This is a genomic window from Bacteroidota bacterium (genome assembly GCA_039714315.1).
Classification (GTDB): Bacteria; Bacteroidota; Bacteroidia; order Flavobacteriales; family JADGDT01; genus JADGDT01.
Genome location: JBDLJM010000001.1, coordinates 41,590 through 65,183, shown reverse-complemented (window position 1 = coordinate 65,183; position 23,594 = coordinate 41,590). Strand labels below are relative to the sequence as shown.

Annotated in this window: 37 protein-coding genes; 1 reads left to right on the top strand and 36 read right to left on the bottom strand. The window is 37.0% G+C overall.

The annotated features are described in order from the left end of the window. Positions 1–27 precede the first annotated feature (27 nt). The 34 genes from eno to rpsL form a co-directional block, all read right to left on the bottom strand. Positions 28–1,320, bottom strand: coding sequence for a phosphopyruvate hydratase (gene eno / locus ABFR62_00365; GenBank protein ID MEN8136869.1), 1,293 nt, complete (start codon positions 1,318–1,320; stop codon positions 28–30). A 4-nt stretch (positions 1,321–1,324) separates the two neighbouring features. Beyond that, a complete protein-coding gene (carA, locus tag ABFR62_00360; GenBank protein ID MEN8136868.1) occupies positions 1,325–2,434 on the bottom strand; it encodes a glutamine-hydrolyzing carbamoyl-phosphate synthase small subunit in 1,110 nt (369 codons plus the stop codon). Between the two features lie 98 nt (positions 2,435–2,532). After that, positions 2,533–3,006, bottom strand: a complete 474-nt coding sequence (gene rplQ, locus ABFR62_00355) for a 50S ribosomal protein L17 (GenBank protein ID MEN8136867.1) — start codon at positions 3,004–3,006, stop codon at positions 2,533–2,535. Between the two features lie 29 nt (positions 3,007–3,035). Then, entirely contained in the window at positions 3,036–4,028 is a 993-nt protein-coding gene (locus ABFR62_00350) for a DNA-directed RNA polymerase subunit alpha (GenBank protein ID MEN8136866.1), read from the bottom strand. A gap of 32 nt (positions 4,029–4,060) precedes the next feature. Then, positions 4,061–4,666 (bottom strand): 30S ribosomal protein S4, encoded by a 606-nt coding sequence (gene rpsD, locus ABFR62_00345; protein ID MEN8136865.1) that lies wholly within the window; start codon positions 4,664–4,666, stop codon positions 4,061–4,063. A 25-nt stretch (positions 4,667–4,691) separates the two neighbouring features. Continuing rightward, on the bottom strand, positions 4,692–5,081 hold the full coding sequence (rpsK, locus tag ABFR62_00340) for a 30S ribosomal protein S11 (GenBank protein ID MEN8136864.1): 390 nt from the start codon (positions 5,079–5,081) through the stop codon (positions 4,692–4,694). 10 nt (positions 5,082–5,091) lie between these two features. Further along, positions 5,092–5,469: a 30S ribosomal protein S13 gene (rpsM, locus tag ABFR62_00335; GenBank protein ID MEN8136863.1), complete on the bottom strand. Its 378-nt coding sequence runs from the start codon at positions 5,467–5,469 to the stop codon at positions 5,092–5,094. Positions 5,470–5,491: 22 nt separating this feature from the next. Further along, on the bottom strand, positions 5,492–5,608 hold the full coding sequence (gene ykgO, locus ABFR62_00330; GenBank protein MEN8136862.1) for a type B 50S ribosomal protein L36: 117 nt from the start codon (positions 5,606–5,608) through the stop codon (positions 5,492–5,494). Positions 5,609–5,625: 17 nt separating this feature from the next. Further along, on the bottom strand, positions 5,626–5,841 hold the full coding sequence (gene infA, locus ABFR62_00325; protein ID MEN8136861.1) for a translation initiation factor IF-1: 216 nt from the start codon (positions 5,839–5,841) through the stop codon (positions 5,626–5,628). 13 nt (positions 5,842–5,854) lie between these two features. Further along, positions 5,855–7,204: a preprotein translocase subunit SecY gene (gene secY / locus ABFR62_00320; GenBank protein ID MEN8136860.1), complete on the bottom strand. Its 1,350-nt coding sequence runs from the start codon at positions 7,202–7,204 to the stop codon at positions 5,855–5,857. Positions 7,205–7,214: 10 nt separating this feature from the next. Further along, positions 7,215–7,664: a 50S ribosomal protein L15 gene (rplO, locus tag ABFR62_00315; GenBank protein ID MEN8136859.1), complete on the bottom strand. Its 450-nt coding sequence runs from the start codon at positions 7,662–7,664 to the stop codon at positions 7,215–7,217. A gap of 4 nt (positions 7,665–7,668) precedes the next feature. Further along, the gene (gene rpmD, locus ABFR62_00310) at positions 7,669–7,848 is read right to left on the bottom strand and encodes a 50S ribosomal protein L30 (protein ID MEN8136858.1); all 180 of its coding nucleotides are present in this window, start codon (positions 7,846–7,848) and stop codon (positions 7,669–7,671) included. Between the two features lie 12 nt (positions 7,849–7,860). After that, on the bottom strand, positions 7,861–8,385 hold the full coding sequence (gene rpsE, locus ABFR62_00305) for a 30S ribosomal protein S5 (GenBank protein MEN8136857.1): 525 nt from the start codon (positions 8,383–8,385) through the stop codon (positions 7,861–7,863). Between the two features lie 5 nt (positions 8,386–8,390). Then, complete coding sequence (gene rplR / locus ABFR62_00300) at positions 8,391–8,741, bottom strand: 50S ribosomal protein L18 (protein ID MEN8136856.1); 351 nt, start codon at positions 8,739–8,741, stop codon at positions 8,391–8,393. 12 nt (positions 8,742–8,753) lie between these two features. Beyond that, on the bottom strand, positions 8,754–9,296 hold the full coding sequence (gene rplF, locus ABFR62_00295; protein ID MEN8136855.1) for a 50S ribosomal protein L6: 543 nt from the start codon (positions 9,294–9,296) through the stop codon (positions 8,754–8,756). Positions 9,297–9,316: 20 nt separating this feature from the next. Continuing rightward, a complete protein-coding gene (gene rpsH / locus ABFR62_00290) occupies positions 9,317–9,718 on the bottom strand; it encodes a 30S ribosomal protein S8 (GenBank protein MEN8136854.1) in 402 nt (133 codons plus the stop codon). A 20-nt stretch (positions 9,719–9,738) separates the two neighbouring features. Next, complete coding sequence (rpsN, locus tag ABFR62_00285) at positions 9,739–10,008, bottom strand: 30S ribosomal protein S14 (GenBank protein ID MEN8136853.1); 270 nt, start codon at positions 10,006–10,008, stop codon at positions 9,739–9,741. 2 nt (positions 10,009–10,010) lie between these two features. Beyond that, positions 10,011–10,562, bottom strand: coding sequence for a 50S ribosomal protein L5 (gene rplE / locus ABFR62_00280; protein ID MEN8136852.1), 552 nt, complete (start codon positions 10,560–10,562; stop codon positions 10,011–10,013). Between the two features lies 1 nt (position 10,563). Then, on the bottom strand, positions 10,564–10,881 hold the full coding sequence (rplX, locus tag ABFR62_00275) for a 50S ribosomal protein L24 (protein MEN8136851.1): 318 nt from the start codon (positions 10,879–10,881) through the stop codon (positions 10,564–10,566). A 13-nt stretch (positions 10,882–10,894) separates the two neighbouring features. Then, complete coding sequence (gene rplN, locus ABFR62_00270) at positions 10,895–11,263, bottom strand: 50S ribosomal protein L14 (GenBank protein ID MEN8136850.1); 369 nt, start codon at positions 11,261–11,263, stop codon at positions 10,895–10,897. 2 nt (positions 11,264–11,265) lie between these two features. Then, positions 11,266–11,523, bottom strand: coding sequence for a 30S ribosomal protein S17 (gene rpsQ, locus ABFR62_00265; protein ID MEN8136849.1), 258 nt, complete (start codon positions 11,521–11,523; stop codon positions 11,266–11,268). Positions 11,524–11,546: 23 nt separating this feature from the next. Next, positions 11,547–11,738: a 50S ribosomal protein L29 gene (rpmC, locus tag ABFR62_00260; protein MEN8136848.1), complete on the bottom strand. Its 192-nt coding sequence runs from the start codon at positions 11,736–11,738 to the stop codon at positions 11,547–11,549. A gap of 11 nt (positions 11,739–11,749) precedes the next feature. Further along, complete coding sequence (gene rplP / locus ABFR62_00255) at positions 11,750–12,172, bottom strand: 50S ribosomal protein L16 (protein MEN8136847.1); 423 nt, start codon at positions 12,170–12,172, stop codon at positions 11,750–11,752. 28 nt (positions 12,173–12,200) lie between these two features. Further along, complete coding sequence (gene rpsC, locus ABFR62_00250; GenBank protein ID MEN8136846.1) at positions 12,201–12,929, bottom strand: 30S ribosomal protein S3; 729 nt, start codon at positions 12,927–12,929, stop codon at positions 12,201–12,203. Position 12,930: 1 nt separating this feature from the next. Beyond that, on the bottom strand, positions 12,931–13,344 hold the full coding sequence (gene rplV, locus ABFR62_00245) for a 50S ribosomal protein L22 (protein ID MEN8136845.1): 414 nt from the start codon (positions 13,342–13,344) through the stop codon (positions 12,931–12,933). A gap of 12 nt (positions 13,345–13,356) precedes the next feature. Further along, positions 13,357–13,635 carry a 30S ribosomal protein S19 gene (gene rpsS / locus ABFR62_00240; GenBank protein ID MEN8136844.1) on the bottom strand — a complete coding sequence of 93 codons (279 nt, stop codon included), beginning with the start codon at positions 13,633–13,635 and terminating at the stop codon, positions 13,357–13,359. A 6-nt stretch (positions 13,636–13,641) separates the two neighbouring features. Next, complete coding sequence (rplB, locus tag ABFR62_00235; GenBank protein ID MEN8136843.1) at positions 13,642–14,469, bottom strand: 50S ribosomal protein L2; 828 nt, start codon at positions 14,467–14,469, stop codon at positions 13,642–13,644. A 5-nt stretch (positions 14,470–14,474) separates the two neighbouring features. Continuing rightward, a complete protein-coding gene (gene rplW / locus ABFR62_00230) occupies positions 14,475–14,765 on the bottom strand; it encodes a 50S ribosomal protein L23 (protein MEN8136842.1) in 291 nt (96 codons plus the stop codon). A 2-nt stretch (positions 14,766–14,767) separates the two neighbouring features. Next, positions 14,768–15,397 carry a 50S ribosomal protein L4 gene (gene rplD / locus ABFR62_00225; GenBank protein MEN8136841.1) on the bottom strand — a complete coding sequence of 210 codons (630 nt, stop codon included), beginning with the start codon at positions 15,395–15,397 and terminating at the stop codon, positions 14,768–14,770. Beyond that, positions 15,397–16,014: a 50S ribosomal protein L3 gene (rplC, locus tag ABFR62_00220; GenBank protein MEN8136840.1), complete on the bottom strand. Its 618-nt coding sequence runs from the start codon at positions 16,012–16,014 to the stop codon at positions 15,397–15,399. Before rplC ends, rplD begins: the two co-directional genes overlap by 1 nt. Before the next feature lie 30 nt (positions 16,015–16,044). After that, entirely contained in the window at positions 16,045–16,350 is a 306-nt protein-coding gene (gene rpsJ, locus ABFR62_00215; protein ID MEN8136839.1) for a 30S ribosomal protein S10, read from the bottom strand. Positions 16,351–16,368: 18 nt separating this feature from the next. After that, positions 16,369–18,492, bottom strand: coding sequence for an elongation factor G (gene fusA, locus ABFR62_00210; protein MEN8136838.1), 2,124 nt, complete (start codon positions 18,490–18,492; stop codon positions 16,369–16,371). Positions 18,493–18,509: 17 nt separating this feature from the next. After that, positions 18,510–18,986, bottom strand: a complete 477-nt coding sequence (gene rpsG, locus ABFR62_00205; GenBank protein ID MEN8136837.1) for a 30S ribosomal protein S7 — start codon at positions 18,984–18,986, stop codon at positions 18,510–18,512. Positions 18,987–19,028: 42 nt separating this feature from the next. Then, on the bottom strand, positions 19,029–19,403 hold the full coding sequence (rpsL, locus tag ABFR62_00200; protein MEN8136836.1) for a 30S ribosomal protein S12: 375 nt from the start codon (positions 19,401–19,403) through the stop codon (positions 19,029–19,031). Between the two features lie 599 nt (positions 19,404–20,002). Here rpsL and ABFR62_00195 point away from each other — a divergent pair. Next, positions 20,003–21,364 (top strand): GWxTD domain-containing protein, encoded by a 1,362-nt coding sequence (locus tag ABFR62_00195; GenBank protein ID MEN8136835.1) that lies wholly within the window; start codon positions 20,003–20,005, stop codon positions 21,362–21,364. Between the two features lie 95 nt (positions 21,365–21,459). On the opposite strand, the gene xrtF is transcribed toward ABFR62_00195, so the two are convergent. Together xrtF and ABFR62_00185 are read right to left on the bottom strand one after the other, a co-directional pair. Next, complete coding sequence (gene xrtF / locus ABFR62_00190; protein MEN8136834.1) at positions 21,460–22,017, bottom strand: exosortase family protein XrtF; 558 nt, start codon at positions 22,015–22,017, stop codon at positions 21,460–21,462. 127 nt (positions 22,018–22,144) lie between these two features. Beyond that, the gene (locus tag ABFR62_00185) at positions 22,145–23,557 is read right to left on the bottom strand and encodes a PorP/SprF family type IX secretion system membrane protein (protein ID MEN8136833.1); all 1,413 of its coding nucleotides are present in this window, start codon (positions 23,555–23,557) and stop codon (positions 22,145–22,147) included. Between the last annotated feature and the right edge of the window lie 37 nt (positions 23,558–23,594).

Below are 23,594 nucleotides of genomic sequence, written 5' to 3'. Positions count from 1 at the left end.
GGTTTTTTAAATATATTTATTCAATAACTAGTTTTTAGCTTTGAATGCTTTTAATCCGGGGAAATAAGCAGTTTCGCCTAACATTTCCTCAATTCTAATTAATTGATTGTATTTAGCCATACGATCAGATCTTGAAGCAGATCCTGTCTTAATCTGACCACAATTTAATGCTACAGCTAAATCAGCAATTGTATTATCTTCAGTTTCTCCTGAACGGTGACTCATCACTGAAGTATAACCTGCACGGTGAGCCATCTCAACAGCAGCGATAGTTTCAGTTAAAGTACCTATCTGGTTAACTTTAATCAAAATAGAATTTGCAGTATCTGCATTAATTCCTTTTTCAAGAAGCTCAACATTAGTTACGAATAAATCATCACCAACAATTTGAGTTTTCTTACCAGAAAGTTCAGTATGCATTTTCCAACCATCCCAATCTTTCTCATCCATACCATCTTCGATAGAAATGATAGGATATTTATCTACTAATTGATCAAGGTATTCAGCCTGCTCTTTTGAAGTACGCTTAACTCCTTTATCTCCTTCGAACAATGCATAATCATATACTCCATCTTTAAAGAATTCTGAAGCAGCAGCATCCATTGCTATCTTAACTTCTTCTCCAGGCTTATAACCAGCCATTTCGATAGCTTTCATAATACTTTCAATAGCATCTTCAGTCCCATCAAGATTTGGAGCAAATCCACCTTCATCACCAACTGCAGTACTTAAACCACGATTGTGAAGTAGCTTCTTAAGGTTATGGAAAATTTCAGTTCCCATACGTATAGCCGTAGAGAAAGAATCAGCAACAACCGGCATAATCATAAACTCCTGAAATGCAATAGGAGCATCAGAGTGAGATCCACCGTTGATTATGTTCATCATTGGAACGGGAAGTGTGTTTGCACTAACCCCTCCAACATAACGGAACAATGGCAAACCAAGCTCATTTGCAGCAGCTTTAGCAACTGCTAAAGAAACACCTAAAATAGCATTTGCCCCTAATTTAGCTTTATTGTGAGTTCCATCAATTTCGATCATGATCTTATCGATCAAATTTTGCTCGAATATTGAGAATCCAACTAATTCCTCTGCAATGATTTCATTTACATTCTTAACGGCATTCATTACGCCTTTTCCCATGTATAAATCACCACCATCGCGAAGCTCAACAGCTTCAGACTCTCCTGTTGATGCACCAGATGGTACAGCAGCGCGTCCTAATACTCCATTCTCAGTAACTACATCTACTTCGATTGTAGGATTCCCTCTGGAATCAAGGATTTGTCTCGCATGAATACTTGAAATAATACTCATTTTTCTAATTTTTATGTTTACGTATATTTTCCACAAATTGATCAAACAGGTAAGTAGAATCATTTGGTCCAGGAGCTGCCTCCGGGTGATATTGAACTGAGAAACAGTTTTTATCCTTGATTCGTATTCCTGCTACGGTATCGTCATTCAAATGCAAGTGAGTAATCTCGATATTATCGTTCTTATCTACATCCTCTCTTTTAATAACAAAACCGTGATTTTGAGAAGTAATTTCTCCTTTTCCCGTAGCTAAGTTTTTCACCGGATGATTAATTCCTCTGTGGCCATTATGCATCTTATATGTACTAACGCCATTGGCCAAAGAAATAATTTGGTGACCTAAACAAATTCCGAATAACGGATAATCATTATCCAATACATCGGTTGCTACCTGACGGCTTTTAGCCAGTGGCTCCGGATCACCGGGTCCGTTTGAAAGGAAATATCCATCGGGATTCCACTTCTTCATTTCCTCCAAAGGAGTATCATAAGGGAAAACTTTCAAGTAACAATCGCGTGATGCAAGGTTTCTTAAAATATTTTTCTTTACTCCTAAGTCAAGTACAGCAACTTTGTAAGCAGCATCCTCTTCTCCAAAGAAATAAGGTTCTTTAGTAGAAACTTTAGATGCTAATTCCAAACCGTCCATACTAGGAACCGACTCCAATTTAGATTTTAATTCGGTGATATTATCGCAATCAGTTGAGATGATCGCATTCATAGCACCCTTATCTCTAATATGACGAACTAATGCACGGGTATCTACATCCGATATAGCTACCTTATTTTCTTCTTCAAAATAATTCGTTATTGAACCATCTGCTGCCGGGCGAGAATAATCATCACTAAAATTCTTGCATATTAAACCGGCAATTTTCATGTCACCGGACTCTACTTCTTCTTTATTTACTCCATAGTTTCCTATATGAGCATTTGTTGCAACCATAAGTTGACCGAAATATGAAGGGTCTGTAAAGATTTCCTGATAACCTGTCATACCTGTATTAAAACAGATTTCTCCGGTTGCAGTTCCTTCAATTCCAATAGATTTACCGTAAAAAACAGTACCATCCTCTAACAGTAAGATTGCTTTTTTTCGATCCTTAAGCTTCATTTCTTTCCTTTTGAAAATAAGTTTGGCAAATATAATCACAAAAAAAAGGATAACCTTACATAAGGGTATCCTTTTTTAATTATATCTCTAGATTTTCACTAGTTCTCTTCATTATTTTCTACTTCTGTAGTCGGCTCTTCGCTTTTCTCAGCTTTTTTACGACCACGTCTTGTAGATTTAGCTTTTTTAGCTGGTTGTTTTGCGTTGTACAACTCATTGAAATCAACTAGTTCGATCATCGCCATTTCAGCGTTATCTCCCTGACGATTTCCAAGCTTGATAATACGCGTATATCCACCCGGTCTATCACCTACTTTTGCTGCTACCTCGCGAAATAACTCAGCAACTGCATATTTATTTTTCAAATATGAGAACACTACACGTCTTGAGTGAGTAGTATCTTCTTTTGATTTAGTGATTAAAGGCTCAACGTACTTTCTAAGCTCTCTTGCCTTTGCAACAGTGGTAGTAATTCTTTTGTGCTCAACCAGTGAACATGCCATGTTTGACAACATAGCTTTTCTATGTCCGGTTTTTCTACCTAAATGATTAAATTTCTTTCCGTGTCTCATCTATCAAATGATATTTGTCGATTGCTCGACTATTCTTTCTCTAACTTATACTTAGCTAAGTCCATTCCGAAATTCAATCCTTTGACATTAACTAACTCTTCAAGTTCAGTTAATGATTTTTTACCAAAGTTTCTGAATTTCATCAAATCAGATTTATTATAAGCAACCAATTCTCCTAAAGTATCAACTTCAGCAGCTTTTAAACAATTTAATGCTCTTACAGAAAGATCCATATCAATCAACTTCGTTTTTAGAAGTTGACGCATGTGTAACGATTCTTCATCGTAATTTTCTGTCTTCGCAATTTCCTCAGCTTCCAATGTAATTCTTTCATCAGAAAATAACATGAAATGGTGAATCAAAATCTTAGCTGCTTCTGTCAAAGCATCTTTAGGTAAGATAGAACCATCGGTTTTAATGTCAAGAACCAATTTTTCGTAATCGGTTTTTTGCTCTACACGATAGTTTTCGATTCCGTATTTAACGTTACGAATAGGTGTGAATATCGAATCAACAAATATTGTTCCTATTGCCGCAGAAGATCTTTTATTCTCCTCAGCAGGGACAAATCCACGTCCTTTTTCGATAGTCAGCTCCATATCGAACTTCACTGATTTATCCATGTTACAAATAACTAAATCTGGATTTAGTACTTGGAAACCAGAAATAAATCTTTGGAAATCCCCGGCAACTATCTTATCCTGACCTGAGATAGAAATAGAAACATTTTCAGAATCTACATCTTCTATTTGTTGTTTAAAACGAATTTGTTTTAGGTTGAGGATGATTTCTGTTACATCTTCAACAATTCCCTTGATTGTAGAAAATTCATGTTCTACCCCTTCAATTTTCACAGATGCAATAGCATATCCTTCAAGAGAAGAAAGAAGAACTCTTCTTAGTGCATTACCTACTGTAAGACCGAAACCTGGTTCTAAAGGGCGAAATTCAAATCGACCTTCAAATTCACTTGATTCAATCAAAATTACCTTGTCAGGCTTTTGGAAATTCAAAATTGCCATAAGTATAAATTAATTTAGTCTGAAAGTTACAATTACTTAGAATACAATTCAACGATTAAATGCTCCTTAATGTTTTCAGGAATCTGACTTCTTTCAGGAACAGTAACAAACCTTCCTGATTTAGTTTCAGAATTCCAAGTCATCCACTCATATGAATCTTGTCTTTGGGCAATTGAATCATCAACTACCACAAGAGATTTTGATTTCTCTCTAACTGCAACTTCATCTCCGGCCTTAAGGCTGTACGATGGAATGTTAACTAGCTCTCCGTTTACAGTAATGTGACGGTGAGAAACCAGCTGACGTGCTGCTCTTCGACTTGGAGCAATTCCTAAACGATACACTACGTTATCTAATCTGGCTTCACAAAGTTGAAGAAGAACCTCACCGGTAATTCCTTTACTTGCAGAAGCTTTCTTAAATAAATTAGAGAATTGTCTCTCTAAAATACCGTAAGTATATTTAGCTTTTTGCTTTTCTTCCAACTGGATAGCATATTCAGATTTCTTACCTCTACGCTTAGAAGCTCCATGCTGTCCTGGAGGATAATTTCTTTTCTCAAACGACTTATCGTCACCAAAAATCGCTTCGCCAAATTTACGTGCAATTTTTGTTTTTGGACCTCTATATCTAGCCATTTCTTTTTCTTTTAATTCTTTAAAGTTATACTCTTCTGCGCTTTGGAGGACGACATCCATTGTGTGGTAATGGAGTAACATCAACAATCTCCATAACTTCTACTCCACTGTTGTGTAGAGAACGGATTGCTGACTCACGCCCATTTCCAGGTCCTTTAACATAAACTTTTACTTTTCTCAAGCCAGCTTCATGAGCAATTTTTGCACAATCTTCAGCTGCAACCTGAGCTGCATAAGGAGTATTCTTTTTCGAACCTCTAAATCCCATCTTACCTGCAGACGACCAAGATATCACTTGACCATTCTTATTCGTTAAAGATATGATTATATTGTTGAATGAAGAACTAACGTGAGCTTCTCCAACTGTTTCAACCTTAACTTTACGCTTCTTAGCGCCTTTATTAGACTTCGCCATATCCTAATAATTATTTAGTTGCTTTCTTTTTGTTAGCAACTGTTTTTCTCTTACCTTTTCGAGTCCTTGAATTGTTCTTCGTATGCTGTCCTCTTAATGGAAGACCGGATCTGTGACGAATACCTCTGTAACATCCTATATCCATAAGACGTTTGATATTCAACTGAACTTCTGATCTTAATTCTCCCTCAACTTTATACTCAGTTTGAATTAGTGTACGAATCTTTGACAATTCCTCATCCGACCAATCCTGAACCTTAGTATCTTCACTGATTTCAGCAGCTGCTAAGATACTTTTCGCATTACTCCTACCTAATCCATAGATATAAGTAAGACCTATTACACCTCTTTTATGTTTAGGTAAATCTACCCCTGCAATACGTGCCATAGACTTTTGTTTCTAATTTAAATTATCCCTGACGTTGTTTAAAACGAGGATTCTTTTTGTTAATAACATACAAACGTCCTTTTCTGCGCACTATTTTACACTCAGGACTTCTCTTTTTTACTGACGCTCTAACTTTCATCTTATTCTAAAATGTTCTTAGTATCTATAAGTAATTCTTGCTTTAGACAAATCGTAAGGAGACATTTCTAATTTCACTTTATCACCGGGAAGTAACTTAATATAATGCATACGCATTTTCCCTGAGATATGAGCTGTCACAATGTGACCATTTTGAAGCTCTACGCGAAACATAGCATTAGATAATGCCTCTATGATTGTTCCATCTTGTTCTATTGCTGCTTGCTTTGCCATATATTCTAATTAATTAAGCTATTTCAGCTTTTCCTCTTAATTTACCACTTTTCATCAAACCATCATAATGACGATTTAATAAGTGAGAATTTACCTGTTGAAGAGTATCTAATACAACTCCAACCATAATAAGCAAAGACGTTCCACCAAAGAACAATGCAAAAGATTGATTAACTCCAGCTTGGTAAGCTAAAGCAGGTAATACAGCAATTAATGCTAAAAATAGAGAACCTGGAAGTGTGATACGTGACATAATTGTATCCAGGTAATCTGAAGTATCTTTTCCAGGTTTAATTCCCGGAACAAAACCACCGTTTCTCTTGATGTCATCTGCCATTTGATTAGTCGGCACAGTGATTGCTGTATAAAAATAAGTAAACAGTACGATTAATAAACCGAAAACAAGATTATACCATAATCCGTTAATGTTAGAGAATATAGCCACCATTCCCTGCATTGAATCACTTTGCACCAATCCAAATAAGCTTACCGGAATAAACATAATTGCTTGAGCAAAGATAATTGGCATAACCCCAGCCGCGTTTACTTTTAATGGGATATATTGGCGTGCGCCAACAGCACCTCCCATATTAAACTTTGATGAACTTGCTACCGATCTTCTAGCATACTGAACCGGTATTCTTCTAGTACCCTGAACTAGTAGTATAGAAACCAGAATTACTAACATCCAAAAAACTGCTTCAACTAAAAGGATTACTAATCCTCCACCTGCTGCTTCAACTTTATCAACAAATTCCTGAGCAATTGATTGTGGGAAACGAGCCATAATACCAACCATAATGATCAGCGATATACCATTCCCGATACCTTTATCTGTAATCTTTTCACCTAGCCACATTGTAAACACAGTACCGGCTACTAAAATTACAATCCCGGAAAACCAAAACAAACCATCGTTAAGCAAAAATGCCTGCGGAGGAAGTTGTGCTTTTAAGTTAGTTATATAACCCGGTGCTTGTACCAATGTAATTCCGATGGTTAACCATCTAGTAATCTGGTTGATTTTCTTTCTTCCACTTTCTCCTTCTTTTTGAAGTTTAGCAAGATAAGGTACTGCCATTCCCATCAACTGCACTACAATAGATGCAGAAATGTATGGCATAATACCTAATGCTAAAATAGAAGCATTAGCAAATGCACCTCCTGTGAAGGCATTCAATAATCCCAGTAACCCATCAGAAGTTTGTGCGTGTAACGCACTTAATTCTCCTGGATTGATTCCGGGAAGTGGAATATAAGATCCAAAACGATACACCAAAAGGAATCCTACAGTAATTAGGATCCTTTGGCGTAAATCTTCAATCTTCCAGATATTTTTCAGAGTTTCAATCAAGTTCTTCATTTATCTTGGCTTATAGAGTAATTGCTTCTCCACCTGCAGCTTCGATAGCCGCCTTAGCAGAAGCAGTAAATTTATGAACAGTTATATTTAGTTTTGCTTTAAGCTCACCACGACCTAATATTTTTATTAGATCATTTTTACCAATAACTCCTTCCTGAATAAGGATATCCTGAGTTACCGTATCAGTGACTTTTCCGCTTTCTACCAATGATTGTAGTGTATCAAGGTTTATACCCTGGTACTCAACACGATTGATGTTTTTGAAACCAAATTTAGGAACACGTCTTTGAAGTGGCATTTGACCCCCCTCGAAACCAATCTTACGAGAGTAACCAGAACGAGACTTAGCTCCTTTATGACCTCTTGTAGAGGTACCACCGTATCCTGAACCTTGTCCACGTCCAATACGCTTACGAGATTTTACAGAACCTTCGGCTGGTTTTAATTTACTTAAATCCATATTATTAAATTTCCTCAACAGAGATTAAATGTTCTACAGTTTTTATCATTCCCATGATAGCTGGTGTGCTTTCGTGTTCAACAACTTGACCGATTCTACGCAAACCAAGAGCTTCAAGGGTCTTCTTCTGATTACCCGGACGACGAATTTTACTTCGTACTTGCTTAATTTTTACTTTTGCCATCTTAATCGGTTTTTATCCTTTAAACACTTTACTCAAAGAGATACCTCTTTGTTTTGCAACAGTTTCAGCACTTCTAAGGTTCAATAAAGCATCGAATGTACCTTTCACAACATTGTGAGGGTTATTTGAACCTTTATTCTTAGAAAGTACGTCTTTCACACCTACTGTTTCTAATACCGCACGTACAGCACCACCTGCAATAACTCCGGTACCGTGTGATGCAGGACGTATAAATACGTGCGCTCCACCAAACTTACCATACTGCTCATGAGGTAATGTACCATCAAGTAAAGGAATACGAACTAAGTTTTTCTTAGCCTCTTCAACTCCTTTAGAAATTGCTTCTGCAACTTCTTTTGACTTACCTAAACCGTATCCAACTACACCGTTTTCGTCACCTACTACAACAATTGCAGAAAAACCGAAGTTTCTACCACCTTTTGTTACTTTAGTAACACGTTGAATACTAACCAATCGGTCTTTTAAATCTAAACCACTTGGCTTAACTTTTTCTACGTTTTTATATTCTTCAAACATAATTATTAGAATTTAAGACCGCCTTCTCTGGCGCCTTCCGCCAATGATTTAACTCTTCCGTGATATAAATATCCGCCTCTGTCGAAAACAACTGCCTCCAAACCGGCAGCTAATGCTTTCTCTGCAATAAGTTTCCCTACTGCATTTGCTTGTTCCATTTTAGTTTTACCTGCTAAATCTTTTACGTTAGATGAAGCGGCCACTAATGTAACACCTTTTACGTCATCAATCAACTGTGCGTAAATTTCTTTGTTACTTCTGAAAACTGACAAGCGTGGGCGAGAAACCGTACCTGACACGGTACTACGAACTCTATATCTTATCGTCTGTCTTCTTTGTTCTTTTGTTATTGCCATAACTTATTTAAATTATGCAGTTTTACCAGCTTTTCTTCTAATTTGTTCTCCAACAAACTTAACTCCTTTTCCTTTGTAAGGCTCAGGTTTACGGAAGCCTCTAATTTTAGCTGCTACCGAACCTAACAATTGTTTGTCAATTGAAGATAACTTAATGATAGGGTTTTTCCCTTTCTGTGTATCAGCTTCAACTTTAACCTCTTTTGGAAGTTCGATTACAATATTGTGAGAGAAACCTAAAGACAAATCTAATTTTTGTCCCTGAGATGTAGCTCTATAACCTACACCTACCAATTCAAGTGCAGTACTGAATCCTTCAGTAACTCCCTGAATCATGTTAGCAACTAATGCTCTATAAAGACCATGCTTAGCTCTAACATCGGTTTTATCAGAAGAACGATTGAAAACTACACGACCATCTTCGATTTTTGCGTCGATGTCTTTAATTTCCTGACTCAATTCGCCCAATTTCCCTTTTACTGTAACAACGCCGTCTTTTAAATCTACTGTTACTCCGGCTGGGATAACGACTGGATTTTTTCCTATTCTTGACATTTCTTACGAGTCTTAATATATTAATAAACGATACACAACACCTCTCCTCCGATGTTGTTTTGACGAGCTTTTTTGTTCGTCATAACACCTTGTGAAGTAGAAACAATTGCAATACCAAGACCATTCATCACTCTAGGCATCTCTTTTGCACTTGAGTAATTTCTAAGTCCAGGAGTAGAAACTCTTTCCAGTTTCTTGATTGCAGGAGTTTTGGTAAGTTTATCGTATTTTAATGCAATTTTGATTGACGCTTTTGGAGTGTCTTCATTCTCAAATTTATAATTTAAGATATAACCCTGGTCCATAAGGATTTTAGTTATTTCTTTTTTCATATTTGAGGCTGGGATCTCCACAACGCGATGTCCTGCCATAATGGCATTACGTACACGTGTCAAATAATCTGCTATTGGATCTGTAACCATCTTTGCTTAAATTTTCTATTTTACCAACTTGCTTTCTTTACTCCCGGGATCAACCCCTCGTTTGCCATTTCACGGAATGTTACACGTGAAATTCCAAACTGACGCATATATCCTTTTGGACGTCCAGTTAATTTACAACGGTTGTGTAAACGAACCGGAGATGCGTTTTTAGGAAGTTTTTGTAATCCTTCGTAATCTCCTGCCTCTAATAAAGCAGCTCTTTTCTCAGCGTAACGGTCAACAAGTTTTTGTCTTTTAACCTCGCGGGCTTTCATTGATTCTTTAGCCATCCTTAATTCTTTTTAAATGGGAATCCGAATCCTGTTAATAATGCTTTTGCTTCCTTATCGGTGTTAGCAGAAGTTACAAATGTAATATCCATACCTGTAATCCTATTGATTTTATCAATATTAATTTCAGGGTAGATAATTTGTTCAGTTATCCCTAGGTTATAATTTCCTCTACCGTCGAATCCATCTGCTTTAACTCCTTTAAAATCACGTATACGTGGTAAAGCAGCTGCAGTTAAACGATCAAGAAATTCATACATATTTTCATTACGTAATGTAACTCTTGCTCCGATAGGCATCCCTTTACGAAGTTTAAAACTAGCAACATCCTTCTTTGATATCGTAGGAACTGCTTTTTGTCCGGCAATCTTAGTCATTTCTTCAACTGCATGATCGACAAGTTTCTTGTCGGCAACAGCTGCACCAACACCTTGAGAAATAACAATTTTCTCTAAACGTGGCACCTGCATGATAGACTTGTAACCGAACTCCTTCATAAGAGCGTCAACAATCTTATTCTTGTACTGCTCTTTTAATCTTGGTGAATAAGCCATATTACTTAATTACTTCGCCTGATTTTTTTGAATATCTCACTTTCTTACCATCCTCAAATCTAATTCCAACTTTTGTTGTCTCTCCTGATTTAGGATCCAACAAAGATAAGTTAGAAATTTGAATTGGGGCTTCTTTTTCTTCGATCCCACCTTGAGGATTCTGAGCGCTAGGCTTGTTGTGTTTTTTAATCATATTAACACCTTCTACTAAAGCCTTGTTTGTGTCACGGAAAACTTCTAAAACTTTCCCTTCAACACCTTTTGATTCACCGGCGATAACTTTAACAGTATCTCCTTTTCTGATCTTTAATTTTGCCATTTCTCAACAGGAATTAAAGCACCTCGGGTGCTAGTGAAACAATTTTCATGTATTGCTTGTCACGTAACTCTCTGGCTACAGGACCGAATACACGAGTACCTCTCATCTCTCCTTGTGCAGTTAACAACACAACGGCGTTTTCATCAAAACGAATGTAAGAACCATCAGGACGTCTTACTTCTTTTTTTGTACGAACTACGACTCCGGTAGATACAGTCCCCTTCTTTACAGAAGAAGTTGGAGTAGCTTGTTTAACAGTAACAACTACTTTATCTCCAACTGAGGCGTATCTCCTCTTCGTACCTCCTAATACTCGGATTACAAGGACTTCCTTTGCTCCGGTATTATCTGCGACTTTTAATCTCGACTCTTGTTGAACCATAATTATTTAGCTCTTTCTAAAATTTCAACTAATCTCCAACGTTTTGACTTGCTCAATGGACGTGTCTCCATTATACGAACAGTATCTCCCTCGTTGCAGGTGTTTTCTTCGTCGTGTGCAGTAAATTTTTTCGTTTTTAAAACGAATTTACCGTACAATGGGTGCTTTACCTTTTTCTCAACAGTAACAACAATTGACTTGTCCATTTTGTTACTGGCAACAACACCTATTCTTTCTTTTCTTAAATTTCTTTTTTCCATCTTCAGCAGATATTACATCCTTGTTATTGAAGTTCTCTTTTTGTAAGCTCTGTAGCTACACGTGCAACATCACGACGTAGCTTACGAAGCTGCATTGGGTTTTCCAATGGAGTCACTGAATGATTAATCTTCATTTTAGTGTACTCAGCCTTTACTTCTCCAAGTTTTTCTTGTAATTCAGCTGTAGATAGTTCTCTGATTTCTGATTGTTTCATCTGTCTTTGAATTAAGCTTCAACGTAATCTCTTGCTACAACAAACTTAGTAGTAACCGGCAATTTTTGAGCAGCAAGACGTAAAGCCTCTTTTGCTACTTCCATTGGCACACCTCCTACTTCAAATAAAATTCGTCCTGGTTTTACAACAGCAACGAATAATTCAGGATTACCTTTACCTTTACCCATACGTACTTCTAATGGTTTTTTGGTAACAGGTTTGTCTGGGAAGATTTTAATCCACAATTGCCCTTCCCTCTTCATATGACGAGTGGCAGCAATACGTGCTGCTTCGATTTGTCTCGCAGTCATCCAGGATCCTTGTAAGGCTTTGATACCAAACATTCCGTTCGAAAGTGTACTACCTCTTTGAGACAGTCCTTTCATACGGCCTTTCTGCATTTTGCGGAACTTTGTTCTTTTTGGCTGTAACATGTTTAAATACTTTTAACTAGGAAATTCCTTATTTTCTTTTAGGTCCTTTACGTCCAGAGAATTTACCACCTCTTGCTCCACCTTTAGAACTTTGCTTTTTGCTCATTCCTGCTAATGGCGACAAGTCGCGTTTTCCGTATAACTCTCCTTTCATGATCCAGACTTTAATTCCAAGACGACCATAAGTAGTATGAGCTTCTTTCAATGAGTAATCAATATCAGCTCTAAAAGTTGATAGAGGAATACGTCCATCTTTATAACCCTCACTACGTGCCATCTCAGCTCCGTTCAATCTACCAGAAACCTGAACTTTAATACCTTCAGCACCCATTCTCATGGTACCTGCGATAGCCATTTTTATTGCACGACGGAAAGAAATTCTTCCTTCGATCTGACGAGCGATACTCGCAGCAACTAAATTAGCATCAAGCTCAGGACGTTTGATCTCATAGATATTGATCTGAACTTCCTTGCCAGTTATTTTCTTTAACTCTTCTTTTAACTTATCTACTTCTTGCCCACCTTTACCAATAATGATACCAGGTCTGGCAGTAGTGATAGTAACAGTAACTAATTTAAGTGTACGTTCTATAATAACTCGAGAAACACTTGCTTTAGCTAAACGAGCATATACATACTTTCGAATTTTACTATCTTCAGCAATCTTGTCTCCGTAGTTACGTCCACCGTACCAGTTAGAATCCCATCCTCTGATGATTCCTAAACGATTACCGATTGGATTTGTTTTCTGTCCCATACTATAAATTAATTTCAGTATTTTGGTTACTACCAATTACCAATGTTACGTGGTTAGAACGTTTTCTGATTCTGTGTGCACGCCCTTGTGGAGCGGGACGTAAACGTTTCAACATTCTAGCACTATCAACATAAATTTCTTTCACGAACAATTGGCTATCTTCTAAACTTGCGTCTTCGTTTTTAGCTTGCCAATTTGCAATTGCAGACAAAAGAAGTTTTTCCAGTCTCCCAGAAGCTTCTTTTGTGTTGAATTTCAGGATTTGAAGTGCTTTATCAACTTCAACTCCACGAACTAAATCTGCTACCAATCTCATCTTACGAGGAGAAGTTGGTACGTTATTTAGCTTAGCAAATGCAACTGACTTTTTCTCAGCTTTAATCGCCTCAGCTCTTTGTTTTTTACGAACTCCCATGATAATCCTTTATTATCTTTTACCTTTATTTTTTGCGCCTCCATGACCACGATACGTACGTGTGGGTGCAAATTCGCCTAATTTATGACCAACCATGTTCTCTGTAACGTACACAGGAATAAATTGTCTTCCGTTGTGTACAGCAATTGTTTGCCCTACAAAATCAGGTGTAATCAATGAAGCGCGAGACCAAGTCTTAATAACGCTTTTCTTTCCTGATTCTACATTGGCTTGAACTTTTTTGTCAAGCTTGTAGTGAACGTATGGTCCTTTTTTTAATGAACGAGCCATAATCTATTATTTCTTTCTTCTTTCAATAATATACTTATTACTAGCCTTCTTCTTAGATCTAGTCTTAAATCCTTTTGCAGGAATACCGTTTCTAGAACGTGGGTGACCTCCTGAAGCACGACCTTCACCACCACCCATTGGGTGATCGACTGGGTTCATAGCTACTGGTCTAGTTCTAGGACGACGTCCTAACCAACGGCTTCTACCGGCTTTACCTGAAACTAACAACTGATTATCAGAGTTTGAAACAACTCCTATAGCAGCCATACAGTCTACAAGTATCATTCTGGTTTCGCCTGAGGGCATCTTTACAGTTGCATATTTCCCTTCACGAGCTACAAGCTGAGCAAATGTTCCGGCACTACGTGCTATAACAGCTCCCTGCCCAGGGCGCATCTCGATTGCAGAAATAATAGTACCTAAAGGAATGTTAGCCAATTTCATTGCATTTCCTACTTCGGGAGCAACACTCTCTCCAGAAACTACAGTTTGACCTACTTCTAGGCCTGCTGGTGCAATGATATAGCGCTTCTCACCATCAGCATACCACAATAAAGCGATAAATGCTGTACGGTTTGGATCATATTCGATCGACTTCACAGTAGCAGGTACTCCAAATTTATTTCTTTTGAAATCAATTTGTCTGTAACGCCTCTTATGACCACCACCAATGTAGCGCATAGTCATACGTCCTGTGTTGTTACGACCACCAGATCTGTGCTTACCTTTTACTAATGCTTTCTCGGGAGCATTACCCATCGTTAACATATCAAAGTCACTTACTACTTTGAAACGTTGTCCTGGTGTTGTTGGTTTTAATTTTCTAACTGACATCCTTCTTAGATATTGTTATAAAAATCAATACTCTCGCCTTCTGCTACTTCAACGATAGCTTTTTTATAAGCATTCGTCTTTCCGCTAATTACTCCGGCTTTAGTGTAACGACTTTTCTTTTTTCCGGCATAGTTCATAGTGTTAACTCTCTCAACACTAACCCCGTACATCTCCTTAACAGCTTCTGCAATTTGCAGCTTGTTAGCTTTAGGATCAACAATGAAACCGTAGCGATTAAACTTTTCGCTTTCAGCTGTCATCTTTTCTGTAATGATTGGTCTAATGATAATCCCCATGCCTATTTACTTAAAATGTTCTCAATTTCTTTCACTGAACCTTCACTTAGAAGAACACCTTTATTATTCATAATTGAATAAGTGTTTAATTCATTGAAATTCACGACGTTTGTCCCTTTCAAATTTCGCGCCGACAAATATACATTTTTATTTGTTTCGCTCAACACCACTAGTGATCTTTTAGATTCTAGTCCGAAAGCCTTTAAAACATTGATAAAGTCTTTAGTTTTTGGTGCTTCAAAATTGAAATCCTCAACTACAAAAAGTTGTTTTTCGGCAACTTTCATACTTAAAGCTGATTTTCTTGCCAATCTTTTCAACCCTTTATTAAGCTTGAAAGAATAACTTCTAGGACGTGGTCCGAATACTCGACCTCCTCCACGGAACAATGGTGATTTGATACTACCCGCACGAGCTGTACCTGTTCCTTTTTGTTTCTTAATCTTACGAGTACTTCCTGTAATCTCAGCTCTCTCTTTTGTTTTATGCGTACCCTGACGTTGATTGGCAAGATATTGCTTAACGTCTAGGTAAATAGCGTGAGTGTGAGGTTCTACAGCGAAGATAGAATCTGATAGCTCTACTTTTCTACCAGTTTCTTTTCCGTTGATATCTAATACTGCTACTTCCATTACTTTCTTATGATTAAGTAAGCGTTTTTAGGTCCTGGTACAGATCCTTTTACAACTAATAGATTTTTTTCAGCATCAACTTTAAGAACCTGTAAGTTCTCAACAGTTACCTGCTCATTTCCCATTTGACCTGCCATGCGCATTCCTTTGAATACACGTGCAGGATAGGATGCCGCACCGATTGACCCGGGTGCTCTTAAACGGTTGTGTTGACCGTGCGTTGCATCACCTACACCTCTAAATCCGTGGCGTTTCACAACACCCTGGAAACCTTTACCTTTAGAAATACCGGTAACATCAACATATTCTCCCTCTACGAAGTGATCTACAGCAATTGAATCGCCAATTTTCACTTCAGAGTCAAAACCTTTAAATTCGACTAGTTTCTTTTTTGGAGAAACACCCGCTTTATTAAAATGTCCTAACAATGCCTTGCTTACATTCTTTTCTTTAGCGTCATCGAAACCAAGTTGTACAGATACATATCCATCAACTTCTTCGGTTCTGACTTGGGTAACAACACAAGGACCGCATTCGATCACTGTACAAGGAAACGATTTACCTGCTTCATTGTAGATGCTAGTCATCCCAACTTTTTTTCCAATTAATCCAGACATTTTGGAATTTGAATTTATTTATTATTAAAATCAGACTTTGATCTCTACTTCAACACCACTAGGCAATTCTAACTTCATCAAAGCATCAATTGTTTTTGATGATGAGCTATAAATATCTAAAAGACGTTTAAATGTGCTCAATTGAAATTGCTCTCTTGATTTCTTGTTCACGTGAGGAGAACGAAGAACCGTGAAGATTTTTTTATTTGTAGGTAATGGAATTGGTCCATTTACTACAGCTCCTGTTGACTTAACAGATTTTACGATCTTCTCTGCTGATTTATCAACCAACATATGATCGTAAGACTTTAATTTTATTCTAATTTTTTGACTCATTTTCCTAAATCTTAATGATTATCCTTTTACTTCTGCTATAACTGCTTCTGAAATATTCGCAGGAGTCTCTGAATAGTGAGAGAATTCCATTGAAGAAGTAGCACGACCAGATGAAATTGTTCTCAATGAAGTAACATATCCAAACATCTCCGATAATGGAACATCTGCCTTTATAACCTGAGCTCCGTTTTTAGCATCCATACCGTTTACTTGTCCACGACGACGGTTAAGATCACCAACAACATCACCCATGTTTTCTTCAGGAGTAACAACTTCTAACTTCATAAGTGGTTCAAGAATTTTTGGCCCTGCAGATTTTGCAGCAGCTTTAAATCCTAGTTTTGCAGCCAACTCAAATGATAATTGATCAGAATCCACAGGGTGGAAAGATCCATCAAGCAAAGTAACTTTCATTCCAACAACTTCAAATCCGGCTAGAGTACCGTTTTTCATTGCTTCTTTGAATCCTTTTTCAATAGATGGAACAAATTCCTTAGGAACGTTACCACCTTTAATTTTAGATTCAAACTGGAATTCTTCTTTACCCTCATCAGCAGGTCCTATCGTAAATACGATATCAGCGAATTTACCACGACCACCTGATTGTTTCTTATAAACCTCACGGTGTTGAAACTCTTGAGTAATAGATTCGCGGTACTCAACTTGTGGTTGACCCTGATTAAGCTCTACTTTAAACTCACGTCTCATACGATCGATAAGAATCTCAAGGTGCAACTCACCCATTCCAGAGATAATAGTCTGACCAGTATCGTCGTTTGTTTTAACAGTAAATGTAGGATCCTCTTCAGATAATTTTCCAAGAGCAACTCCCATCTTGTCAACATCTGCCTGAGATTTAGGTTCAACAGCTACCCCAATTACTGGATCAGGGAAAGTCATTGATTCAAGAACGATTGGATTTTTCTCGTCAGTTAAAGTATCTCCGGTGCGGATGTCTTTAAATCCAACTCCAGCTCCAATATCTCCTGCTTCGATTTGATCGATAGCATTTTGCTTATTAGAGTGCATTTGGAAAATACGAGAAATACGTTCTTTTTTACCAGTACGTTGATTCCTAACGTAAGAACCAGCTGGTAAAGTACCTGAATAAACACGGAAGAAACACAAACGACCTACGAATGGGTCAGTTGCAATCTTAAATGCTAAAGCAGAAAATGGTTGCTCAGGATCTGGCAAACGCATTTCAGTCTTTTCTGTATCAGGGTTTATTCCTTCAATACCTTCTGAGTCATCAGGCGAAGGAAGGTAAGACATTACAGCATCAAGCACAGTCTGAACTCCTTTATTTTTAAAGGCAGAACCTGCAAGCATTGGTGTAATTGTCATATTTAATGTAGCTACACGGATAGCATCCATTAATTCTTCACGAGTAATTGAATTAGGATCTTCGAAGAATTTCTCCATCAACTCATCGTTTGTTTCAGCAACAGATTCGATAAGGTGAGCTCTCCAAGTTTCCACATCGTCTTTAAGGTCTTCCGGAATAGCAACTTCCTGATATGTCATACCCATATCATCTTCGTTCCAGATAATTCCTTTCATCTCGATAAGATCAACTACTCCTTTAAAATCTTCTTCAGATCCTATTGGCACCTGTAATGGAACAGGATTAGCTCCTAAACGTTCTTTCACTTGTGCAACTACATTAAAGAAGTCAGCACCTGAACGGTCCATTTTATTTACAAATCCAATACGAGGAACATTGTATTTATCTGCCTGACGCCAAACAGTTTCAGACTGTGGCTCTACACCACCAACAGCACAGAACAAAGCAACAGCACCGTCAAGTACACGTAATGAACGCTCTACTTCTACAGTAAAGTCAACGTGGCCCGGAGTATCGATAATGTTGATTTTGTAATCTTTGGTTTCACCTTTTACAGGCTGACCTTGCACAGTAGGGTATTTCCAGAATACAGTAGTAGCAGCAGAAGTAATTGTAATACCTCTTTCCTGCTCCTGCTCCATCCAGTCCATAGTAGCAGCACCATCGTGCACCTCACCGATCTTATGACTTAAACCTGTATAATAAAGTACACGTTCAGTCGTAGTCGTTTTCCCGGCATCAATGTGTGCCATAATACCAAGGTTACGAGTATATTTTAAATCTCTTTTAGCCATTTTTCTAATTGCTTATATTAAAATCTAAAATGTGAGAATGCTTTGTTTGCTTCTGCCATCTTGTGAGTATCAACTCTTTTCTTAACAGCAGCTCCTTCTTCTTTTGCAGCAGCAAGAATTTCAGCAGCTAATTTTTGAGCAAATGATTTATCATTTCTTTTACGAGTATAAGAAATCATCCACTTCATTGCTAATGAAACTTTACGATCAGGACGAATCTGCATTGGTATTTGGAATGTAGCTCCACCTACACGACGGCTACGAACCTCAACGTGTGGCATTACATTTGACAAAGCGTCTTTCCATACCTCAACTGCACTTTTCTCTTCATCTTGTTTTTTAGCTTCAACTATTTCTAATGCATCATAGAATAGTCTGAATGCTAAACTTTTTTTACCGTCCAACATCATCATGTTAACGAAACGCGTTACTAATGCGTCGTTAAACTTTGGATCCGGTAAAATTTGTCTTTTTTTAGCTTTATTCTTTCTCATTTCGACAAATAAGTTTAAAAATTTACCTCTTTAAGGCGTTAATTACTTCTTAGGACGTTTTGTTCCGTACTTAGAACGACGTTGAGTTCTACCTTCAACACCGGCTGTATCTAAGGCACCACGAACGATGTGGTATCTTACACCAGGTAAATCTTTAACTCTCCCGCCTCTAACTAATACTATCGAGTGCTCCTGAAGATTATGTCCTTCACCAGGGATGTACGCGTTCACTTCCTTACCGTTAGTCAACCTTACCCTTGCAACTTTACGCATTGCTGAGTTTGGTTTCTTAGGCGTAGTAGTGTACACACGTGTACAAACCCCTCTACGTTGAGGACAAGAATCAAGTGCAGCCGATTTAGACTTCTTAGTCAACGACACTCTTCCTTTTCTTACTAATTGCTGTATAGTAGGCATATTAGTTTAAATTGATTAATAATTATTTAACATTTAATTCACTCCAAAACAAGCGCTTACAACAAGACGCTACTTTTTCGGTTTGCAAATGTATGGATATTTTCTAATCTGACAAAACTGTAACTAATTTATTTTCAACGAAGTTTAACGTCTGTCTTTACAAAGCTTTATTATAAAATCTCAACATCAAATTTACTATCAAACTAACACTCCTATCCCGTATATGTATTACATATTTAAATATGTAATTATTTTCCTTCTTTATAATTATCAAAACATGTTTCAACAAAGATTATTTCCATTTAGAAATCATATATTTGCTACCCAACAATAAGAACTATGACTATAGAACCAAAACATATAATAACTGCTATACTGGTAATTTTTAAAATCTATGTCATCCTGAACTTCATTCTTAAATTCAGGAGTATGAAGAAGAGAGTGGAATCTTTAGAAAGAGAAAACAAAATTTTAAGGACACGTATAGAAACAACTTATAAAGAAAGCGCATAAATCCGGAAATCATATTCAAATAAACTTTCCTGCTTTGAGCTTTCCCTGAAAAAAACTACTTTAGCTAAGGCTAAAATAACAAGCAGATGCTTCTACTATCAAAAAAAACAACTCTTCTATATATTATAGGTATATTATCACTTATAGTAATAAATTCATGTGGTCCAAATAAAGGATATCTAGCCGGTGCATCAGCATACGATGATGAGGAGCAAATGTGGAACCCATCATACAGAGTATACCACACCTCAGCTAAAACCACGCGCTTTTATTTTATAATACCCCCGGGAGATATTCTTTTTGTAAGAAATCCTCAAAGCAGAAAATTTGAAGCTTCAGCGCAAATCAATTATCATATCATAAAACCGGAAAACAAAACAACTACGACCATAAAAAAAGGCGTAATAAAAATCGACCGTGAAAATGACGAAATACCAAGCGAAGCCATTGTAGGCTATTTTGACGTAGAAATCCCTGATGGTCATTTTTATTATGCAAGTATAGTTCTAAACGATAAATTCAGGAAACACCAGTTTGAGGACTTATTAACGATTGACAAAAAAAACAAAGGTTCAGCAGAAGACTTCATAATTACCGACTCTACAAACAGTGTAAAGTTTATGAATTATGTAGCATCTGATTCAAAGGTTAAGATTTCATCTGAAAGACTTAAAAGTTCGAAATTTTACGTGACCAGGTACTTTCCTATATCAGAATATCCTCTGCCAATATATGTTGAGAGAGACGTTCAAAAAATGTCAATAACCAAAGATACTACCTATCAATTCAACTCGGATGATTTTATAATATTTGAAAAACCAGGCATATACCACGTACAGGTAGACACTACTAAAGTTAGCGGTTTAACTCTATTGAACTTCTATGAAGGCTATCCATTAATTGCGCAAAGAAAAAATATTGCTCCTCCGATGAGATACATTACATCTGACGAAGAATTCGAAGAGCTGGCTGTAGGTACCGATGCCTCGAAACTAAAAACTGAGAAGATCTGGGCTTCAATGTCAAATGATCTTCCAAAAACCGAAAACCTGATAACTACTTATTACAAAAGAATACAGTTTGCAAATGTTTACTTCACTTCTTATAAAGAAGGATGGAGAACCGACAGGGGATTAGTATACTCAATATTTGGTCCTCCCTCTTCTATATATAAAACACCTAAAGGAGAACAATGGACTTACGGAACACAAAATTCAACACTGGATTTCGAGTTTACATTTGAAAAAGCAATAAACCCACTTACCAACAATGACTATATTTTAATAAGAGATGACGACAAAAAAACAATTTGGCAAAAGGCAGTAGAGTACTGGCGTAAAGGAAAAGTATTTGACCAAAATGAAATTGTAAGGCTTCAGGAAGAAATAGACAGACAAAACAGATATAGAAACAACTATTGGTACCCTTCGTACTACAGGGGTTATTAAACCAATAATAATTGTTATTCCTTCTTATCTACACTTTATCACCTACACTAAAAACACTTCGCCGATATGCGATGCAAAGATTTTTTCTGCCAACATCATTTTTCATATATGTTTACCTTCTTAACCCTAAAAGCAAAGTAATTAACCCAAACAACCCAAAGAACAAAAACCATCCCGTAAATTATTGAAGGAAAAACATAATCGTGAAACGCCTGTGCATAATCATAGTAATACACATATATATATGTCAGCCAGGTAAGGCGCACTATATTAGAGATATGTATGAGGGCTATTCCTAAAGGAATAAAAAACAACTTATCTCTTAACCTGCCACCAAAAGCTACTATAAAAGCAAGAAACAATATCATCACAGATAAACCATTACATCCTTCCACAATCTTAACCCGATAAAAGCCATCGAACAAAAACTTTACAGAAGCCTCATCGTCATTTATCTCAATTGAACTTTCGAAACCGAATAACTTTGCCAAATCAGAACTTTCCTCAGCAACTTCATATGTAAATGCATCGACTTCAGGAATCTCACCCTGTTCATATGTCGACAAATAATATGAATACACTGCAGACAAAGAAGCGTATACAATAACAAACTTCAATAAGAATACTATAGCAGGTTTATTACGTTTAAACATAGCAGGCAAGAATTTATTTTCACATCACAAAACCAAATGTACAAATATATGTTCTAAAAAAAAGGAGCAAGCCCTAACTTACTCCTATTATATATGGTATTAATAATTTAATTATCGATTATAATAACTATTTAACTTCCTTTATCCACAATTCATCGAAATAAGTACCGTTAATATTATTCTTTCTCAGCTTTGAAGCCTGCTCATATGTTTTATATTTTCGAAGGAACACATAGTAATATCTGTTTGCCTTATTATAGAAATATTCAACATCATAGCCTTCCGATGCGAGCTTGTTATTAATGGCCTCAGCATTTTTTCGATAAGCAAATACTCCAGCCACTATATAAAAACCTTTACTACCGGCAACAACATTACTCGCTGTAGTAGAAAGATCATCCTCTTCTAAATAATCCAGGCCTTCAGATTCCAGCGTCTCATTATGACTAATTAGCTTATTTGCATTTATAACAATATCATTTCGGAGAGCTTCAGCAATAGAATCCATACGACGAATCATACGTTCTTCCATTTGATTCATAAGCTCTATTTCCTCTTTCTTTAATTGCTCCAATTCTATTTGAACCTTATCCATCAATCTTTTCGCTCCTCCAAGTTTATAAATCAACGACAACTCATGTGTTGATCCAAGCTGACTGGATACATTTGACACATTAAACTCATAGGCATATCCTGCTGAAAGGTCGTCAGTAAGATTTACCCCCAAATTAGCCATTGGCCCCATATCTGTTCTGTAACCTGCTCCGATCCATCCCAGTTGCCTCAACTCTAACATTAAATGAGCATCAACCTGCACCGGAACATTTGAAACAACACGCGTTATAACCTGTGGCACTAAACTGGCTTCTTTCCCTAGCTTTCCCAATGAAGCAATTTCAAAATCGTAGGTATACTTCAACGACCCTACAAAATGACGATCCAACTTGTAAACAACAGAATTATCTCCAAGATTTTGGGCATAATCTATTGGTTGGGCAAATAACTGAGGAACTGCAAAGCCAAAGTCGAAGTTCATATACGAAAGATTTATTCCGGCATTGAAGTCGAATACAGTTTTACCTGCTGTATAATCTCCTAAAGCAGGATCTGACCGATCATCTACATTTGCCCTGGCTACATTAAGGCCTTTATTTATTATTCCGGCACTCAAACCCAAAGCTATTCTAAAATCATCGACAACATCGAAACTGAAAGAGTAATTCCCATAAGCAGATGTTGTACGAAGAATCCCGGATATATCATTATAAAGATAGGCTGCATAACCAACATTCTTATCGGACATGATACCGTTGAAAGAGATCAGTGATGTTTCCGGTGCACCATCAACTCCCGTCCACTGATTTCGGTGCATCATAGTAAATACAGGAATTTCGGTATCAACACCTGATAATGCAGGATTATACACAAACTGATTATAATTAAACTGATTGTATATCGGTAATTGTTGAGCCTCAGCAACTCCAAAAAGCATCACTAAAGCAATAACAGTTAATAATTTTTTACGTAAAAATCGTATCATAGTAAGGTTATTTTCAATTTGTCTAAAAACAATAATT

Excerpts from the sequence above, each read along its gene's own strand:
- eno (MEN8136869.1), bottom strand. The coding sequence starts at position 1,320 with ATGAGTATTATTTCAAGTATTCATGCGAGACAAATCCTTGATTCCAGA.
- carA (MEN8136868.1), bottom strand. The coding sequence starts at position 2,434 with ATGAAGCTTAAGGATCGAAAAAAAGCAATCTTACTGTTAGAGGATGGT.
- rplQ (MEN8136867.1), bottom strand. The coding sequence starts at position 3,006 with ATGAGACACGGAAAGAAATTTAATCATTTAGGTAGAAAAACCGGACAT.
- ABFR62_00350 (MEN8136866.1), bottom strand. The coding sequence starts at position 4,028 with ATGGCAATTTTGAATTTCCAAAAGCCTGACAAGGTAATTTTGATTGAA.
- rpsD (MEN8136865.1), bottom strand. The coding sequence starts at position 4,666 with ATGGCTAGATATAGAGGTCCAAAAACAAAAATTGCACGTAAATTTGGC.
- rpsK (MEN8136864.1), bottom strand. The coding sequence starts at position 5,081 with ATGGCGAAGTCTAATAAAGGCGCTAAGAAGCGTAAAGTTAAGGTTGAA.
- rpsM (MEN8136863.1), bottom strand. The coding sequence starts at position 5,469 with ATGGCACGTATTGCAGGGGTAGATTTACCTAAACATAAAAGAGGTGTA.
- ykgO (MEN8136862.1), bottom strand. The coding sequence starts at position 5,608 with ATGAAAGTTAGAGCGTCAGTAAAAAAGAGAAGTCCTGAGTGTAAAATA.
- infA (MEN8136861.1), bottom strand. The coding sequence starts at position 5,841 with ATGGCAAAGCAAGCAGCAATAGAACAAGATGGAACAATCATAGAGGCA.
- secY (MEN8136860.1), bottom strand. The coding sequence starts at position 7,204 with ATGAAGAACTTGATTGAAACTCTGAAAAATATCTGGAAGATTGAAGAT.
- rplO (MEN8136859.1), bottom strand. The coding sequence starts at position 7,664 with ATGGATTTAAGTAAATTAAAACCAGCCGAAGGTTCTGTAAAATCTCGT.
- rpmD (MEN8136858.1), bottom strand. The coding sequence starts at position 7,848 with ATGGCAAAAGTAAAAATTAAGCAAGTACGAAGTAAAATTCGTCGTCCG.
- rpsE (MEN8136857.1), bottom strand. The coding sequence starts at position 8,385 with ATGTTTGAAGAATATAAAAACGTAGAAAAAGTTAAGCCAAGTGGTTTA.
- rplR (MEN8136856.1), bottom strand. The coding sequence starts at position 8,741 with ATGGCAATAACAAAAGAACAAAGAAGACAGACGATAAGATATAGAGTT.
- rplF (MEN8136855.1), bottom strand. The coding sequence starts at position 9,296 with ATGTCAAGAATAGGAAAAAATCCAGTCGTTATCCCAGCCGGAGTAACA.
- rpsH (MEN8136854.1), bottom strand. The coding sequence starts at position 9,718 with ATGGTTACAGATCCAATAGCAGATTATTTGACACGTGTACGTAATGCC.
- rpsN (MEN8136853.1), bottom strand. The coding sequence starts at position 10,008 with ATGGCTAAAGAATCAATGAAAGCCCGCGAGGTTAAAAGACAAAAACTT.
- rplE (MEN8136852.1), bottom strand. The coding sequence starts at position 10,562 with ATGGCTTATTCACCAAGATTAAAAGAGCAGTACAAGAATAAGATTGTT.
- rplX (MEN8136851.1), bottom strand. The coding sequence starts at position 10,881 with ATGGCAAAATTAAAGATCAGAAAAGGAGATACTGTTAAAGTTATCGCC.
- rplN (MEN8136850.1), bottom strand. The coding sequence starts at position 11,263 with ATGGTTCAACAAGAGTCGAGATTAAAAGTCGCAGATAATACCGGAGCA.
- rpsQ (MEN8136849.1), bottom strand. The coding sequence starts at position 11,523 with ATGGAAAAAAGAAATTTAAGAAAAGAAAGAATAGGTGTTGTTGCCAGT.
- rpmC (MEN8136848.1), bottom strand. The coding sequence starts at position 11,738 with ATGAAACAATCAGAAATCAGAGAACTATCTACAGCTGAATTACAAGAA.
- rplP (MEN8136847.1), bottom strand. The coding sequence starts at position 12,172 with ATGTTACAGCCAAAAAGAACAAAGTTCCGCAAAATGCAGAAAGGCCGT.
- rpsC (MEN8136846.1), bottom strand. The coding sequence starts at position 12,929 with ATGGGACAGAAAACAAATCCAATCGGTAATCGTTTAGGAATCATCAGA.
- rplV (MEN8136845.1), bottom strand. The coding sequence starts at position 13,344 with ATGGGAGTTCGTAAAAAACAAAGAGCTGAGGCGATTAAAGCTGAGAAA.
- rpsS (MEN8136844.1), bottom strand. The coding sequence starts at position 13,635 with ATGGCTCGTTCATTAAAAAAAGGACCATACGTTCACTACAAGCTTGAC.
- rplB (MEN8136843.1), bottom strand. The coding sequence starts at position 14,469 with ATGTCAGTTAGAAAATTAAAACCAACAACACCAGGACAACGTTTCAAA.
- rplW (MEN8136842.1), bottom strand. The coding sequence starts at position 14,765 with ATGGGGATTATCATTAGACCAATCATTACAGAAAAGATGACAGCTGAA.
- rplD (MEN8136841.1), bottom strand. The coding sequence starts at position 15,397 with ATGGAAGTAGCAGTATTAGATATCAACGGAAAAGAAACTGGTAGAAAA.
- rplC (MEN8136840.1), bottom strand. The coding sequence starts at position 16,014 with ATGTCTGGATTAATTGGAAAAAAAGTTGGGATGACTAGCATCTACAAT.
- rpsJ (MEN8136839.1), bottom strand. The coding sequence starts at position 16,350 with ATGAGTCAAAAAATTAGAATAAAATTAAAGTCTTACGATCATATGTTG.
- fusA (MEN8136838.1), bottom strand. The coding sequence starts at position 18,492 with ATGGCTAAAAGAGATTTAAAATATACTCGTAACCTTGGTATTATGGCA.
- rpsG (MEN8136837.1), bottom strand. The coding sequence starts at position 18,986 with ATGAGAAAGAATAAAGCTAAAAAAAGACAAATTTTACCGGATCCAAAG.
- rpsL (MEN8136836.1), bottom strand. The coding sequence starts at position 19,403 with ATGCCTACTATACAGCAATTAGTAAGAAAAGGAAGAGTGTCGTTGACT.
- ABFR62_00195 (MEN8136835.1), top strand. The coding sequence starts at position 20,003 with ATGCTTCTACTATCAAAAAAAACAACTCTTCTATATATTATAGGTATA.
- xrtF (MEN8136834.1), bottom strand. The coding sequence starts at position 22,017 with ATGTTTAAACGTAATAAACCTGCTATAGTATTCTTATTGAAGTTTGTT.
- ABFR62_00185 (MEN8136833.1), bottom strand. The coding sequence starts at position 23,557 with ATGATACGATTTTTACGTAAAAAATTATTAACTGTTATTGCTTTAGTG.